This window comes from Luteibacter sp. 621, assembly GCF_050435445.1.
Lineage (GTDB): Bacteria > Pseudomonadota > Gammaproteobacteria > Xanthomonadales > Rhodanobacteraceae > Luteibacter.
On the sequence record NZ_JBNDKI010000018.1, the window covers coordinates 41439 to 55822 of the forward strand.

Annotated in this window: 13 protein-coding genes; 6 read left to right on the forward strand and 7 right to left on the reverse strand. The window is 63.5% G+C overall.

Features of this window, described 5'->3' with window-relative positions:
- Positions 1-16: 16 nt before the first annotated feature.
- Positions 17-2494, reverse strand: a complete 2478-nt coding sequence (locus tag ABIE56_RS17250; protein ID WP_429245026.1) for a membrane-bound PQQ-dependent dehydrogenase, glucose/quinate/shikimate family — start codon at positions 2492-2494, stop codon at positions 17-19.
- 242 nt (positions 2495-2736) lie between these two features.
- Between ABIE56_RS17250 and ABIE56_RS17255 the strand changes: the two genes are divergently transcribed.
- Complete coding sequence (locus ABIE56_RS17255; protein ID WP_429245027.1) at positions 2737-3750, forward strand: LacI family DNA-binding transcriptional regulator; 1014 nt, start codon at positions 2737-2739, stop codon at positions 3748-3750.
- A gap of 72 nt (positions 3751-3822) precedes the next feature.
- Here ABIE56_RS17255 and ABIE56_RS17260 read toward each other — a convergent pair whose 3' ends face one another.
- The 3 genes from ABIE56_RS17260 to ABIE56_RS17270 form a co-directional block, all read right to left on the reverse strand.
- On the reverse strand, positions 3823-4761 hold the full coding sequence (locus ABIE56_RS17260) for an alpha/beta fold hydrolase (protein ID WP_429245028.1): 939 nt from the start codon (positions 4759-4761) through the stop codon (positions 3823-3825).
- A gap of 266 nt (positions 4762-5027) precedes the next feature.
- Positions 5028-5291 (reverse strand): hypothetical protein, encoded by a 264-nt coding sequence (locus tag ABIE56_RS17265; protein ID WP_429245029.1) that lies wholly within the window; start codon positions 5289-5291, stop codon positions 5028-5030.
- Positions 5292-6178: 887 nt separating this feature from the next.
- Entirely contained in the window at positions 6179-6625 is a 447-nt protein-coding gene (locus ABIE56_RS17270; protein ID WP_429245030.1) for a hypothetical protein, read from the reverse strand.
- 569 nt (positions 6626-7194) lie between these two features.
- On the opposite strand from ABIE56_RS17270, the gene ABIE56_RS17275 reads away from it, so the two are divergent.
- From ABIE56_RS17275 to ABIE56_RS17285, 3 genes are all read left to right on the forward strand, one after another.
- Entirely contained in the window at positions 7195-7665 is a 471-nt protein-coding gene (locus tag ABIE56_RS17275; protein WP_429245031.1) for a DUF4124 domain-containing protein, read from the forward strand.
- 335 nt (positions 7666-8000) lie between these two features.
- Positions 8001-8648, forward strand: a complete 648-nt coding sequence (locus ABIE56_RS17280; protein ID WP_429245032.1) for an NYN domain-containing protein — start codon at positions 8001-8003, stop codon at positions 8646-8648.
- A 337-nt stretch (positions 8649-8985) separates the two neighbouring features.
- A complete protein-coding gene (locus ABIE56_RS17285; RefSeq protein ID WP_429245033.1) occupies positions 8986-9492 on the forward strand; it encodes a DUF6496 domain-containing protein in 507 nt (168 codons plus the stop codon).
- A gap of 91 nt (positions 9493-9583) precedes the next feature.
- Here ABIE56_RS17285 and ABIE56_RS17290 read toward each other — a convergent pair whose 3' ends face one another.
- Complete coding sequence (locus ABIE56_RS17290; protein WP_429245034.1) at positions 9584-10930, reverse strand: alpha/beta fold hydrolase; 1347 nt, start codon at positions 10928-10930, stop codon at positions 9584-9586.
- Positions 10927-11226 carry a hypothetical protein gene (locus tag ABIE56_RS17295; RefSeq protein WP_429245035.1) on the reverse strand — a complete coding sequence of 100 codons (300 nt, stop codon included), beginning with the start codon at positions 11224-11226 and terminating at the stop codon, positions 10927-10929. Before ABIE56_RS17295 ends, ABIE56_RS17290 begins: the two co-directional genes overlap by 4 nt.
- Before the next feature lie 115 nt (positions 11227-11341).
- Here ABIE56_RS17295 and ABIE56_RS17300 point away from each other — a divergent pair, with 115 nt between their 5' ends.
- Positions 11342-12871, forward strand: a complete 1530-nt coding sequence (locus ABIE56_RS17300) for a PLP-dependent aminotransferase family protein (RefSeq protein ID WP_429245036.1) — start codon at positions 11342-11344, stop codon at positions 12869-12871.
- 26 nt (positions 12872-12897) lie between these two features.
- On the opposite strand, the gene ABIE56_RS17305 is transcribed toward ABIE56_RS17300, so the two are convergent.
- Positions 12898-13104 (reverse strand): hypothetical protein, encoded by a 207-nt coding sequence (locus tag ABIE56_RS17305; RefSeq protein WP_429245037.1) that lies wholly within the window; start codon positions 13102-13104, stop codon positions 12898-12900.
- A 410-nt stretch (positions 13105-13514) separates the two neighbouring features.
- Between ABIE56_RS17305 and ABIE56_RS17310 the strand changes: the two genes are divergently transcribed.
- On the forward strand, positions 13515-14369 hold the full coding sequence (locus ABIE56_RS17310) for a bile acid:sodium symporter family protein (RefSeq protein ID WP_429245038.1): 855 nt from the start codon (positions 13515-13517) through the stop codon (positions 14367-14369).
- Positions 14370-14384 lie beyond the last annotated feature (15 nt).

The following is a 14384-nucleotide window of genomic DNA, read 5'->3' on the forward strand; positions in this document are numbered from 1 at the left end:
AGAGCCCGCAAACCACTCACCGCTTAGGCAGAGCGTACGCCACAACGTAATTGCCCTTAGGCGTATGCATGAAGTGGTGGCCAGTCGCCGTGATCACCACGAACTCGCGCCCATCCTGCTCGTACACCATCGGCATCGCCTGGGCGCCGGCAGGCAGCGGGGCCGACCAGATGGTTTCGCCGGTTTTGATGTCGATCGCGCGGATCAGGTTGTCGGTGGCCGCGGCGATGAACACCAGGCCCGACTTCGTGATGACCGAGCCACCGTTGTTCGGCGTACCGATCTGGATCGGAAGGCCGGTGGGCATGCCGAACGGACCGTTCTCACGTGCGGTACCGAAGGGGCGATCCCACACGGTGCGGCCATCACGGATATCGATGGCGCGGATACCACCGTACGGCGGTTCCTTGCAGAGCATGCCCGTCGCCGGCACCTGCCAGCCTGCGTTGACATTGACAGCCACGGGGACGCCTTCCTGCGGGTCGCCGGCACCTTCGGCCCTGGCTTCCTGCACCGGGTCGTTGAGCACGTCACGCGCCTTCCAGCCCAGCTTGTCGGCTTCCGCACGCGTCACCAGCCTCACGTAGTTCGGCATGTCGTTGTAGTTGGAGATGATCAGGCCACGGGCAGGATCGAACGCCACGCCACCCCAGTCGACGCCACCGTTGTAGCCCGGGTAATCGATGATCGGGTGCTTGGTATCCGGCGGCGTGAACTTGCCGCGGTAGTCCGCTTCCGCGAACTGGATGCGGCAGAACAGCTGGTCGATGGGGGTCAGGCCCCACATGCTGGCCGGCGTAAGGTCCGGCTGCGCCACCGAATTGAACTTGGAGAACGGCTGCGTCTTGCTGCGCGCAGCCGGCTCGAGGCCGCCCTGCGGCACGGGGCGCTCTTCCACGCCGAACAGCGACTTGCCGGTCTCGCGGTTAAGCACGTAGAACTCGCCATTCTTCGTCGGGAAGATGATGGCCGGCACCTTGGTGCCATCCTTCTGCGGGTAATCCACCAGCGTGGGCGGCGAACCCGGGTCGTAATCCCACACGTCGTCGTGCGTGTTTTGGAACGTCCAGCGCGGCAGGCCCGTCTCGACGTCGATAGCGGTGAGCGACGGCGAGTACTTCAGCTCGTCCGCAGTGCGGCTGCTGGAGTAGTAATCACCCGAGGCATTCGCCACCGGCAGGAACACCAGGCCCAGCTTGTTATCGCCCGTGAACGAGGTCCACACATCCGGCGACCCACGCTTGTAGAGGTCTTCACCGGTACGCGGGGCGGGATCGTTCGGCGCTGCCGCGTCCCATGCCCACTTCAGCTTGCCGGTCTTGACGTCGTACGCCTTGGTGACGCCGGCGGGACCAAAGGCACGCTGGCCATCGACCGTGGTGTGGCCGACGACAATGGTGTCGCGGATGACCATGGGCGGCGACGTGATCGCCACGTAGCCGTGGTAGACCTTGCCCATATCGACCGTGAGGCTGACCTCGCCGTTCTGGCCGAAGTCCGTGCAGCGCTTGCCGGTGGCGGCATCGAGTTCGATGACGCGGGCATCCAGCGTGCCGACAATGATGCGACGGTCGCACATGGCGCCCGTGGCCGGGGCAACGGCAGCGGCGGTGCTGCTCGCACCGGCGGGCGCATCGGTGCTGGCCGTGGCCGTACCGTGGTCCTCGTAGTAGCTCATCGAGCGGCACGACGGGGTATACGGCACCGACTTCGACGTGATGCCCGGGTCGAATTCCCACTTGTGCTCACCGGTGGCGGCGTCGAGCGCAACCACCTTGTTGAGGTAGCCGCACACGTAGACCATGTTGCCGATTTTCAGCGGGGTGTTCTGCACGCCCCAGCGCGTATCCGTCGGCACATCGCCGACCTGCGCGGTCCAGGCGACCTGCAGGTCCTTCACATTGGCCGGCGTGATCTGGGTCAGCGAGCTGTAACGCTGCGTGGCCTGGTTGCCACCGTAAGTCGGCCAGTCGGAACCGGGGATACCGCTTTCCGGGCTCGGGCCCGTGTCGGCGGCGAAGGGGTTATCGCCCGGCTCCGGCACGTTGCTGGCCGCGGTGACGTGGTGCGGCACGAACGCCAGGCCGCCCGCGACCACGAAGGCCGCAATGAGCAGGGCCGGGATGCCACGCGTGACAGCACGCGACAGGCGACCCTGGTGCAGGCTGGGCAGCAGGAACGAGAAGGCGATGGCGAAAATGAGGATCAGTGCGAAGCGCGGCACCCAACCCCAGTAATCCGCGCCGGATTCCCAGATCGTCCACACCAGCGTGAGGACGAACAGCACGCCGAACCACAGCGTGGCGCTGGTGCGGCGGCGGAACAGGCTGATCGAACTCGCCAGGCTCAACAAGCCGGCGATGGCGTAATACCAGTTACCACCCAGGGTGATGAGGCGAACGCCGCCAACCACCATCGCCAGGCCAAACAGGCCCAACACGAGGGCAAGCAAACGCCTGCCCCAACGTGCGAGGGCACTCTCCGATGTACTCATTTATGGATCCTCACTGAGGAATCGCCGCCGCTGGCGTCATCCCACGCCGAGCCTTGGCTAGTGCCAGCCGGGGCGGCGGATGCGTTGGCACTCGTCGTCGCCGTGCTGGCGATGGAAACCGGAGACCACCCCTTGTGGGCTCCAAATCCGGAGAAGGCGCCCCTGACAATTTGCCGCGCCTGCATAGCTATGCAAGGGTACGCCTGTGTCTGCTGCTGTGCAAGGAAATGCTAGGCTGGGCAATGCCCCGGACCCCACCTAGCCCGCCAGGTGCCAACCGCGCCCAGCCATCCTCGACCGCCGTAGCCCGCCTGGCCGGAGTGTCCCAATCCACGGTATCGCGGGTGTTTAGCCCCGGCGGCGCGGCAGTATCCGCAGCCATACGCGAAAAGGTGATGAAGGCCGCGGCTGAGCTCAACTACCGGCCCAACGCCCTGCCCGGCATCCTGCAAACCGGCCGCTCCGGCATCATCGCGGTCATCGTCGGCGGCTTCTACAACCCGTTCTTCACCGAGTTCCTCCGCTGCGTCACCGAGCTGTTACGCGCCCGCAAACTCGAAATCATGCTGGTCGATACGCACAGCGATGCGAACATCGACGAGATCGTGGGCGAGCTGTCGCGCTACCGGATCGATGGCGTGATCAGCGCCATGGCCATCAGCTCCACGCGCGTCGTACGTGCCCTGGAAAGCGTCGGGATTCCCATCGTCGCCGTGAATTCGAAGCGCGTCGGCAGCCTGCGCACGGTATCCACGGATAACCGCTCCGCGGGTGGTGTCGCGGCCGATCTGCTGATCGATGGCGGCTGCACCTCTATTGCTTACCTGGCTGGCCGCGAGAGCCAGTCGCAGAGTGAGCGTGAGAAGGGTTTTCTGAAGCGCCTGAAAGAGCGCGGCATGCCGGAACCCGAACGGCTGGTGGCGGGCTACAGCTATGAGGAAGGTTATGCCGCCGCGGTGGCCCTGATGAGCTCGGGCAGCCGCCCCGACGGCCTGTTCTGCGTCAACGACCTCGTGGCCATCGGTGCGCTGGATGCCTTGCGCACCGAGTTTGGCCTGTCCGTACCTGGGGATATGCAGGTCATCGGGTTCGATGACATCCCCATGGCCGGCTGGCGCGCGTACGACATCACCACCTTCCACCAGGACATGCAGGCCTTGGCGGAAGGTAGCGTGGCGCTGCTGGCGGAAGCGCCGGCGAAACTGACCATCACGATTCCACCGACCCTGGTACGGCGCGGGACCACGCGGCACTGAAGTGACCGCCGCGTGTCCTCGCGAAGTGCGACGTCCGGTGCCATGTTCGATCGGCCAACGACGGGCGATTAATCACTTCGCCTCGATGAACTTCCGAATCGCCTGAGTCGTCACACCAGGCGCCTCCTCCATCAACCAGTGCCCAGCCCCAGGTACCACCAACTCCGTAACGTTAGTCGCCGCGTTCCGCATCACAATCGCCTCATTCGCGCCGAACGATTTCTCACCACCAATCGCAAGCACAGGCATCGTAAGCTTGTGACTTGGCGCATCCTTGTTATCAACGGCATCGGTCCGAATGGCCCGGAACTGCAGGAATGCCGAATGCATGGCACCAGGCCGAGCATAGATAGCGGCGTAATGGTTACGCGCACCCTCATCGATCTTCGACGGTGTCCCCGCAAATTCATTCCAGAACCGATCGAGGTAAATGCGCTCACGGCCGGCGACCAGGCGCTCCATATCCGGACCTCCAAAATCAAAGTGCCAAAGTAGCGGGTTGCGAACGATCGTGTCCCACGGCGGAATACCCGGAACCGGCGCATCCATCACGATGAGCTTCACCGTCTTGTCCGGGTAGCGGGCCGCATACGCATAGGCGACCATCGTGCCAATGTCATGGCCAACGACAACCGACTTCTCGATACCCAGCTTCGCCAGCACGGCACGCATGTCCGCTGCCTGGGTCTTCTTGTCGTAGCCACCCTCGGGGTGTGACGACAAGCCCATGCCGCGCAGGTCGGGGATCACCACCGTGTGGTCGCGGGCCAGATCAATGGCGAGCGGCGCCCACATGTCGCCGGTATCGCCGAATCCGTGCAGAAGCAGCACGGCCGGGCCGGTGCCACCGACGCGGACATGGATCGTCGCGCCATCGGTCGCGATGTCCTGGGTGTGGAAGCTTGCCGGTAGCGGTGTGACATCCGCCACGGCGGGGGCGCTCAGCGCCAGCAGAAGGGCGCCTGTTACAAGGAGCTTCTTCACCGAAGCCCAACCGTTCAAACGTGCCATGCCGACGACTCCCATGAGGGGCAGCGAATTACCGCCCGTAGATGCAGGTTGCGACTTCGGACAACGAAAGACGTGCGCGAACCTGCATGAGGACGTTCGACGAGGTCGTATGTCTTCAACGGTAGGCTGTCCCCCAACCCCGCCCATGCCCCCTGCCCGCCGGAACCGCTCGCCCGGGTGGGGTCAATGTGGGTGGGAGCGAGGATAGCCGTCAGGCCCCGTTGTTGCCTAGCCGAGCCCCATCCTGGGTGCCGGCTACCGATTAACTAGGCCTGGGCGGCCGCATGCCTCTGCTCCCAGGTCCATTTCGCATGCGCCTGCCCTACCCGCTCGACGCCCGCCTGCATCATGGCGGCGACCGCCTCGAGCGACAGGCCAAGCTGCTTACCATCCACGCCTTCCGCTTCATGGACAAGATCGGCCAGCGTGGCAGTGACACCACGTGCGTACTGCAGCCAGACGATCGCCTCGTTCAGCAGTTCGTGGACGTGAGGCTCCGACGCCTCGACGGGTTCATTCAACTCACTCATGTCGCAAATTCCATAGTGCCGCCAACGCTCGCTCTAACGTGGCACGACAGGCAAACGCCTGCCATGCCACGGACCATAGGATCGCGGGTTCACCGGCTGCCCTATCCGGGCGCCGGGCGGCTTGATTGACGAAGTGGTATGCGGCGACGACCGTTCGTGAGGCGTGCCAGGCGTCATGCCTGCCTCATTCGATCAAGAATTGCCTCAAAGATGGCGGTCGCTGCGGTTCTTCAACCGTGCCTGCGGCTTATGCAGGCGGCCCGTTTTCGGTTGGAGTGTCGCCGGGGAGAATCGGCGGGCGAGCGGATGCCGTATGATCAGGGATAGCCATATTCAACTCTTCTGCAGTTGTTTGTGGTTAGCGAGCCAGGTGTGCGTCAACACGCCTGGCTCGCGACTCTCACCGCACTGAGCGGTGGTTGCCTGCGTGGCGGGGGTGAAACGCGCGCAGGCAACGAAGCGACCGTAACAAATCACATGTGCGTTGTCTTTAGGACAAATCGTGTTCCACATGCGCATCGATGTGCGAATACGGAGATCTCATGCTTGCGGTCGATGGTCACCTCTGGGCGACGTAGCAGCATGCCTATGGATCCGCGACGGACATCTTGACCCGTCGCTGACCCTTCTCGCATAGTGCTTTCACTCCCCCGTCGGTCTCGGTCGCCGGGTCGCACGCCACCCCATTGAGGGTGGCGTTGCTTTTTCTAAGGAGCGCAAATGAGGACGGCAGTTTACGAGTGCGAGCGGCCAGTGCGGCGACCATTCGCTTCGGAACATTCAGGCAGCGCGGAAGGCGGATACGGCTGGCCGCACCTGGTGACGCACCTGATCCCTACTTTCGCCTTGTCTCCTGCGAGGGAAGGGATTCAGATGTCACGGTGAGCCTATGGGTATCCTGGAGATGCGAAGTAAGCGCGATTCCGTTCGATGACCGGGTTAAGCAGCTCCAAGAGTTTTCCCGCCCCAGTCCGAAGCGTCGACCACGCAGGGTGGTTCATCGCGATAAGGCAGCCCTCACGTCGCGTCATACTCACGTGTGGCACCACGATCGCTTCTGGAGGAAGGCGCCTGATGGCGGCAACGAGATCAAGGATCGCCTCGGCGTGCTCCCATTCAAGATATGCAGCCGAGATACGCAAAATACCCAACCCACCGCCGGCGACATCCCGCTGGATCTCATACGGCGTGTTGTAGTTGCCCATCTCGTCACACTGCATCTCGGGGTCGTGCGAAAGCACCTCAAGCGCACGCACGAAGTAATTGAACGCACTCTCGAAGTTGTCTCTCGTCTCCGCGATATCAGAGTTCGGCGCTTGTTCCTGCTGCGTCATGTCTTTCACCGATCCTGATCTGAGTCGCCGAGCGCCCATCGCTTGAGCCACTTTGGCATGGCAGCGACCTGGCCAAGTTGTGGCGGTGTACCAGGCTTACGGCATGCGAGCCGCCACAACAGATAGGCCGAGCCCGCTACGAAGAAGACCAGTAGGGCCAAAGCCAACACCCAACCGGCCCATCGGGCATGGAGGCCGACGGCGCCTGCGAGCACCAACACGCACACGCCCGCCTCCGCGAACGCCCTCCGTGATCCGATCTTCCAGCCCGGTCTCCCGTCCATTCCCAAGGTCAGCCTTTACCCATGAGCCTGAGGCCCCTTGTCGTCAAATGTTCCCCATCCTCCGCGATCAAGTCACTGTTGCCGGCGTCGGAAAAGCAGGTGACTCGCATTAGGTCTTCCTTTTGAGGCTTATTTGTTCGAGCGCTTCTTGTCTACTCGACCTGCGCAAAGTTTGGCATACCTCAAGTGTATGCCATTCCGGCAACCCGCCCTCGACACGCCCTCAGGCCACAGCTACGATCCCCCAACATCGCGACTCACTGTGCAGCTAGGGGATGGCTAGGTATGTGGCTCAAGCAGGCTCTGCTCCTCTCGCTCGTTGTCGCACTGCCTACCGCCGCCTCAGCCGGCGAGGTCTACAAATGCACCGTGGGCGGTTCGTCCGTCTTTCAGGACAAGCCCTGCGCCAACGGCAAGAAGATTGAAGTGACGGGTTCGGTCGTGGGCTCTGCGGCATCAGGCGGGGGTGACATCCATTCCATGAGCCTCGTGCAGATGAACTCGCGCCTGCGTGAGTCGAGCGACGAAGAGAAGCGCCTGGTCGATGACATGAACCGCGATATCGCCGATGCCAGGGTGCGCCGCGGTCCCAAGGCGACGATCGCCTTGACCTCGGAGATTGAACGCATCCAGACCGAGTACCGGCCGAAGGTCGACCGCGCGCACGCGACGTCCACGGCGATCGTTGAGGAAATACAGAAGCGCTGCCCCGGAGCTGCCGCAAGCAGCGCAACCGGCAATGGGTGCGGCGGCTAACGATCCCTGATCAGGCTAAGCGAAGAAACTTCTTTGCCGCCCGATCGTGCTTGGTGTCGACTCCTGAGTCAATTTTTCGAATATTCGCGGACCCTGACTATGTTCACGCGATAGGTGCTTCCGTTACAGGTGCCTGCGATGTGACTCTTTTGCGTGTGGCTATGCACTTTTGCTCCGACATCCACGCCAAAGGTCTTGACCGGGATGACGAGACGAACATACTTCCGCTCGACGCAAAGCGCGTCAGGGAAGACCCGGCTGCCCTGCAGGTGACATATAAGAGAGGCTAGACCTCCACCTGCTTGGCGGCCATTTCTGTGCCCAGGAGGGGCCTCATGCTTTCTTACGCGATCATGCTTGACGGCGGGTTCGTCAAGCGAAAGGCGCGAGCCGCCAAACAAGCCGCCGCTTCGCAGGATGTCGTTCGCCTCACGTTGGCGATCCGTGCGCATCCGCTGCTAGGCCCGCACAGGCTTCATCGCATTTATTTCTATGACGCAGCGCCGTCGAGAGAGGTGGTGCACAACCCGTTCTCAAGGGAGAGCATTGATTTCGGGGCAACGGCGGCGTTTCGGGAGAACCTGACACTACACAAGAAACTGGCGTGTGAGGCCTTTTTTGCGAATCGGCTTGGCGAATTGTCGTTCGAAGGGTGGGCGCCGAAGGGCGGGCTACGCAAGGTCAAGGACGGGAACGTTGTATTGACTGGCAGAGACGTCAAGCCGCTGATAAGTCAGAAGGGTGTCGATATGCGGATCGGTCTCGACATGGCGAGCCTCACCTTGAAGCGGCTATCGTCGCTGATCGTCCTTGTAACGAGCGATAGCGACTTCGTTCCGGCGATGAAATTTGCACGGAGGGAGGGCGCACAGGTTCTTCTCATTACCCTCGGGCACGGTGTCAAAGAGTCGATGCGCATGCATGCCGACGTGGTGATAGATAGCTCGGTCGATGAGTGGCTCGAAGCGGCGGGCCTCATCTAAGTAGACCTACGTACAGCCACGACGCAGGAATTCTGACGAATTCGGCTATTTGCCGTGATTCCATAACGTCGAGCCCCGCCTGGCGCGAGGCAACGCCACCCATTCGGGGGCCACGACGCAAAACACGCAGCAGGCGGGGGGGGTAACCGGTTCTTCTATTACCGCAACGCCCCTTCGATCGATAACCAGACCGTCGTGAAAGCGAATCATCGTATCGTGGACATCGAGGCCACGTCTTCGGCTTTAGGGTGGGCCGCGGCCTCGGGTGCCTGTCATGGCCTGATGAGCTGGACGGTCCATCCCGAGCGATCCCACGTCTAAAGACGAGGTCCACACCATGCCAGAGAAAAAAACCACCGCCCGCGCTGCGAAGGACAAATGCGAAGGCAAATCCGCCTCCACGCAAGCGGGTGAGTACGTACGCGAGGAGATCGAGCACATTCGCGAAGGCAAGCACGGCGCACGCTCGGCCAAGCAGGCGATTGCCATTGGCCTCTCCAAGGCGCGGCGCGCTGGGGTAAAGGCGACGCCTTCGAAAACGGCGAGCAAGGCAACGAAGAAGAAGGCGGCGCAGGATACGAAGGCGGCGAAGAAGCGCTCTTCGGGTACGGCCACGAAGAAGTCGGCAGCGCGTAAGCGTGCCTCGACCAAAGCCCTGAAGCGCGAAGGTACGGCCGCGGTCTCGAAGCGGGCGTTATCGACCCAGGCGCGCAAGAGTGCTGCCAAGCGCACCAGCGCAAGTAAATCCGCTGCGGCGAAGAAGGCGGCGCATACCAAGGGTGCAGCAGGCCGCAAGACGGCGGCGAAGAAGGCCGCACGTACTCGTGCGCGCAAGGCTTCATAGATCGCGTCCACCCCGGCCGTGCTGATACGCAGAAAACATGCGGCCGGGGTCGCCAGGCCCCGGCCGCATCAGCATCCCTGGTGGTCGTAACTCAGGGCACCAACCGCCAGCTCACCTGCTGCACCCACGGCGCCGGCGGCAACAGCCACCCCGCTGCCGGAAAGCCATACTCATACGTCACCGTGTCCTGCATCGCGAACGAATGCATCGGCTGCGCCTGGCACACCACATCCCTGTTCGGCAGGTTGCCTGAACTCAGGTAGGCGAACTCCGTGGCTGCGGTGCAGGGGTTGTTGTCGTACATCACGGCATGCGTCGCGGCGTTGTTGATAAGCACCATGCGGACGCCGGCGGCACTCTGCGCACGATCCGCCAGTGCCTCGGAGTAAGGCGTGGAAGGATCGAACTCGTTCTGCAGCATCAGTGCGTGCACCGTGGTGCGCGCCTCCAGCACGCGATCGAGCACCGGGCGCCACGGCCAGTTTTCGCAGGTGTCAATCAACGTGGAGGCGCCGATCGCCCAGTACGTGTGCACGTCGGCGATCTTCTGGTTGGTGCTGCGTGGATCGGTGGAACCCGAGTCGTTGCACTGCAGCGCGTACTGCATGGGGTTGAAGCTGGGCGTGGTGCGCAGGTCGGCGTAGGTCGCCGCGGCCATCTGTTCGGCGGCGGCGATATGCGCCGGGTCGCCATCCAGCGCGTCGGCCATGCTGCTCAGCGCAGGCGCCACCAGCAGGTCCCAGAATACCCACATGCCGGTGCCATCCATCGCACCCAATGCCTGGTCGGGCGTGACCGTACCCATGCGGTGCTCGGAGGTGGCCCTGTAGATCTGCTGGTACGTCGCAAGAACTTGCTGCGGCGTCGTACCCATGTGGAACTGGTCGTTGTGGCGCGAGATGAACGGGATAAACGCCTTCTGGATATTCAGCTGGTCCATGGCCATGCGCTTCAGCGACTGGCGCTCCCAATCCAGGTGGACCCAGTTCATGTTGCTATCGAGCACCACCCGCTCGAACGTCTCCGGGAACATGCGATCGGCATACGCCATGAGGCTGCTGCCGCTAGAGATACCCATCAGGTCGGCATGTTTGAAGCCCAATACCGCACGCACCAGGTTCAGGTCGCGCACGTGGTTGGGCGTGTTGATGCCTTTCAGGAACGTGGCGTTCTTCTTCAGGCAGGCGCTGATCGAGCGGTTCCACCACTCCTGGTGAGCGCGCAGGCTGGCGGCCGTGGGGTTGCGGCTATCGCCATCCATGAAGTTCTCGGCACCGCTACGGGGCGCGTAATCGCAGCTCACCTGGGTACCGGTGCCATCGGTCAGGCCGCGCAGGTCCACGCCCACCACCAGGTGATCCGCCATCACTTGCGGCTGGAACTGTTCCAGCATTTCGGCCTGCGACGCACTGGAGTTATCCGGGCCGCCGGCATTCACCAGCAGCAGGCGCGTGTACGGCTGCGGTTGAGCGGCCGGGAGATGCCGATGGTGATGTCGCCCTGCTTCGGGTCGGCCCAGTCGACCGGCACCGTCACCAGCGCGCACTGGATGGTGCTGCCATCGGTGAACAACGACGGCGGGCAGCCGCCCCAGGTCAATGGCTGGTGGTAGTACCGCGCGTAAGCAGGATCATTACTGTGATCGTCGATACCGTGAGCAATTACGAGCCCCGAGGCCGCCATACCACCGAACAACGCCGCGAGCTTGCACGCGGCCAACGTCATGCGCTTCATTTTGGTGCATCCTTGGTCAGATCTGCCCGATGCGGGCGATCGTGGCGGTGGGGACCGCGTGCGCTGTGCCCTGCCAGCCTTGGCGGGATCATGTTCAGGGCCAGGGGGAAGGTAAATGACCGGTGGCAAGCTATTTCGATGTGACCACTTCGAACTGTCACAGAACACACGGCCGTCCGAGCGGCGCCAGGCCGACGACCCCATGTACGCGCAGGTTGCCGAATCGATCCGGCGCGATATCGATTCCGGTCGCTTCCAGGTCGGTGCGTGCCTGCCGGGCAGCCGTTCCATGGCGCTGGCCCTGGGCGTGTCGCGCACCGTCGTGCTCATGGCGTACGAACGCCTTGAGGGCGAGGGCTACCTGGATTCACGCTCGGGCAGCGGCACGTACGTCAGCGCGCGCCCCGCTACCATGGCCCCCACCGAAACACTCGCCACCGAACAGACCGTGACGCTACGCCCGCCACGGCTTTCCCGCTTGGCGCAGCGCGCCGTGCTGCCCACCGCGCCGGGCAGCCACCCGCACGATCCCGACGGTGATGTGATCGACCTCGCACAGCCCCGCGTCAAATCCGATCCGCGCAGCCTGTGGGCGTGGAAGCAAAACCTGATGGCGCTGCTGCGCCGCCGCGACGTGCCTGACTTTCCCGAAGTGCAGGGCGTGATGGACCTGCGCAGGGCGGTCGCGCGGTACCTCAGCACCGAACGTTCGATCGCGGTGGATCCCGACGACATCCTGATCGTGAGCGGCGCGCAGCAGGCGCACGACCTGATCGGCCGCGTACTGCTGGATGAAGGCGATGCCGTCGGCGTGGAGGAGCCTTGCCACTGGAGCGTCCGGCATACCTACGAGGCGCTGGGCGCACGGCTCGTGCCATGTAAGGTCGGCTCGAAGGGGTTCGACATCGCGCGCCATGCCCCAGCGCTGGAGGGTGTGAGGCTGGTGAATGTCTCACCTTCCTTCCAGTTCCCTACCGGTGTGGTCATGCCCGATGACCGCTGCCATGCGTTGTTGCAGTGGGCTTATGCGAACGATGCCTGCGTGGTGGAGGATGATTTCGATTGCGAGCACCGCTTTGGGGTACGCACCGCCCCTTCGCTCTGGTCGCTGGATCGCCACGACCGCGTGATTCATGTGAGCAGCTTCGCGCGCTCCATGTTCCCGGCGCTGCAACTGGGCTACATGCTCGTGCCACGTTCGTTGCGCGAGCGCTTCATGGCCGTGAAGTGGCTGGCCGATCGCGGCAGTATCTCCATGCAGCAGCACGTGCTGGCGGCATGCATTAACAGCGGGCAATACATCAGCGACCTGCGCCGCATCGCGCACGGCCTGGCACCCCGCCACCGCGCCTTGCACGCCGCACTGCAATCACGCCTTGGCCCCGCCATGACGGTGACCGGTTCCGTGGCAGGTGGATCGATGTTCGTGCACCTGCCTGGACTGCCACGTAGCGCTACCGAAACCCTGGTTACCGAGGCGCTGGCCCATGGCGTGCGTATTCGATCGGCCGAGCGCCTCTACCGGACGCCGCCGGAGCATGTGACGCTGGTGCTTAGTTATGCCGGCGTGCCGGAAGCCAGCCTGAAGCGTGCGGGTGCGCGGCTGGCGGAAGCGTACCTGGCGATCAAGGCGTCACTCAGGTAGCCGGCGCGCGGCAAGAACGCGAGCCGCTACGACACGCTGACATCCACCCGATGAATCTCCCCGTCGAACCGGAACGGCCGCCGATCAAAATAATCCGGCGACACCGGTGACCCCAGGTCCACACCCACGCCGAACGTTTCGCTCGCCGTGAAGGCCACGGGCACCGTTCGAGCGACCACCACCCGTGCGACCTCGGCACCGTCCACACGCAGGGTGACGGTCGCCGGACCCATGGGCCTGGCGGATTCGAACGCGGTATCGACGCCCCCAGCCCAAAACCCACGTCATCGAGCAGGATGATGAGGACGTTCGGCGCGTTATCAGACAGGTGCGTTGACAGTGCCCGACGATGGTGGGTCGACTCGGCGAGTGTGTAACCAGCCTTGCTCGCCGTGGGTACCGGCGGAAAAGGCAATGAACGCCCATCATGTCGACTCATGGCACCGTTCCTTACGGGTTATCTCGCAAGTTTCGCGCCGCAGCCGCTATCTGGGCCACGGTAGTTACGGGACGTAGGACGCCGTGAAACTACCGAGGACCGGCGCTAGGTAGAACTACGCGGCGAGCCGGTGGGAATGTTCGCTTGCGAGCGCGCGGCCGTGCATCAACGCTGGCTGCCTTGCGCCTCCGCGAGGACTTCCCCATGTCGCTCTTCGTCGCCATGAAGCTCCTGATCGTCGCCAGCACGGTGCTGCTTGTCATAGCGCTATCGCTGTTCGCGCGGCTGCAGGATGTCTTCCACTTCATCCGCAACCCGGCGCTGGGGCTACGTGCCTTCCTGGCGATGTACATCATCGTCCCTGCGGTCGCCCTGCTCTTCATCGTCCTGTTTGATCTGCGCCCGGGCGTGGAGCTCGCGCTGCTGGTCATCTCGCTCTCGCCGGTGCCACCCCGGCTGCCGAGCAAGCAGCACAAATCCGGCGCCGAGAATGCGTACGTCACCGGCTTGCTGGTCACCTCGGCCCTGGTCTCGCTGATCGTCATGCCGCTCGGCCTGCACCTCATCGGCAGCTGGTTCGGTCGCGATATCGAGGTATCCACCGCCGGCATCGCGAAGACCCTGGCGATCACCGTGGTTATCCCGCTGATCATCGGCCTGGCAGCTCAAAAGGTGCTGGGCGAGCGATCCGAGCGCGTCGCGCGCGTCATGGCCAAGCTCTCCATGGTGATGCTGGTGATCGGCGTGCTGGTGGTCTTCGTGATGATCGCGCCGGGCATGTGGGCACTGGTGGGCCACGGCACGCTGATCGCGCTGGCGGCCATGGTGGTGATCGGCCTGCTGGCGGGTTACGCGCTGGGTGGCCCCTTGCCGGAGAATCGCAGCGCGCTGGCCCTGGCGACATCCATGCGCCACCCTGGCGTCGCACTGGGGGTGGTCGCCACCGCCTTCCCGGATGCACACCCGCCGCTGATGGCGATCATTATCTTTACCCTGCTGAACGTGATCATCAGCATCCCGTTCCTCAAGCTCGTGCATCGACACCGGAGCGCGCCCTGAGTGGTGTTACACCGC

Excerpts from the sequence above, each read along its gene's own strand:
- ABIE56_RS17275 (WP_429245031.1), top strand. The coding sequence starts at position 7,195 with ATGTGGCTCAAGCAGGCTCTGCTCCTCTCGCTCGTTGTCGCACTGCCT.
- ABIE56_RS17285 (WP_429245033.1), top strand. The coding sequence starts at position 8,986 with ATGCCAGAGAAAAAAACCACCGCCCGCGCTGCGAAGGACAAATGCGAA.
- ABIE56_RS17270 (WP_429245030.1), bottom strand. The coding sequence starts at position 6,625 with ATGACGCAGCAGGAACAAGCGCCGAACTCTGATATCGCGGAGACGAGA.
- ABIE56_RS17310 (WP_429245038.1), top strand. The coding sequence starts at position 13,515 with ATGTCGCTCTTCGTCGCCATGAAGCTCCTGATCGTCGCCAGCACGGTG.
- ABIE56_RS17265 (WP_429245029.1), bottom strand. The coding sequence starts at position 5,291 with ATGAGTGAGTTGAATGAACCCGTCGAGGCGTCGGAGCCTCACGTCCAC.
- ABIE56_RS17280 (WP_429245032.1), top strand. The coding sequence starts at position 8,001 with ATGCTTTCTTACGCGATCATGCTTGACGGCGGGTTCGTCAAGCGAAAG.
- ABIE56_RS17305 (WP_429245037.1), bottom strand. The coding sequence starts at position 13,104 with ATGGGTCCGGCGACCGTCACCCTGCGTGTGGACGGTGCCGAGGTCGCA.
- ABIE56_RS17255 (WP_429245027.1), top strand. The coding sequence starts at position 2,737 with ATGCCCCGGACCCCACCTAGCCCGCCAGGTGCCAACCGCGCCCAGCCA.
- ABIE56_RS17250 (WP_429245026.1), bottom strand. The coding sequence starts at position 2,494 with ATGAGTACATCGGAGAGTGCCCTCGCACGTTGGGGCAGGCGTTTGCTT.
- ABIE56_RS17300 (WP_429245036.1), top strand. The coding sequence starts at position 11,342 with ATGACCGGTGGCAAGCTATTTCGATGTGACCACTTCGAACTGTCACAG.
- ABIE56_RS17260 (WP_429245028.1), bottom strand. The coding sequence starts at position 4,761 with ATGGCACGTTTGAACGGTTGGGCTTCGGTGAAGAAGCTCCTTGTAACA.
- ABIE56_RS17295 (WP_429245035.1), bottom strand. The coding sequence starts at position 11,226 with ATGAAGCGCATGACGTTGGCCGCGTGCAAGCTCGCGGCGTTGTTCGGT.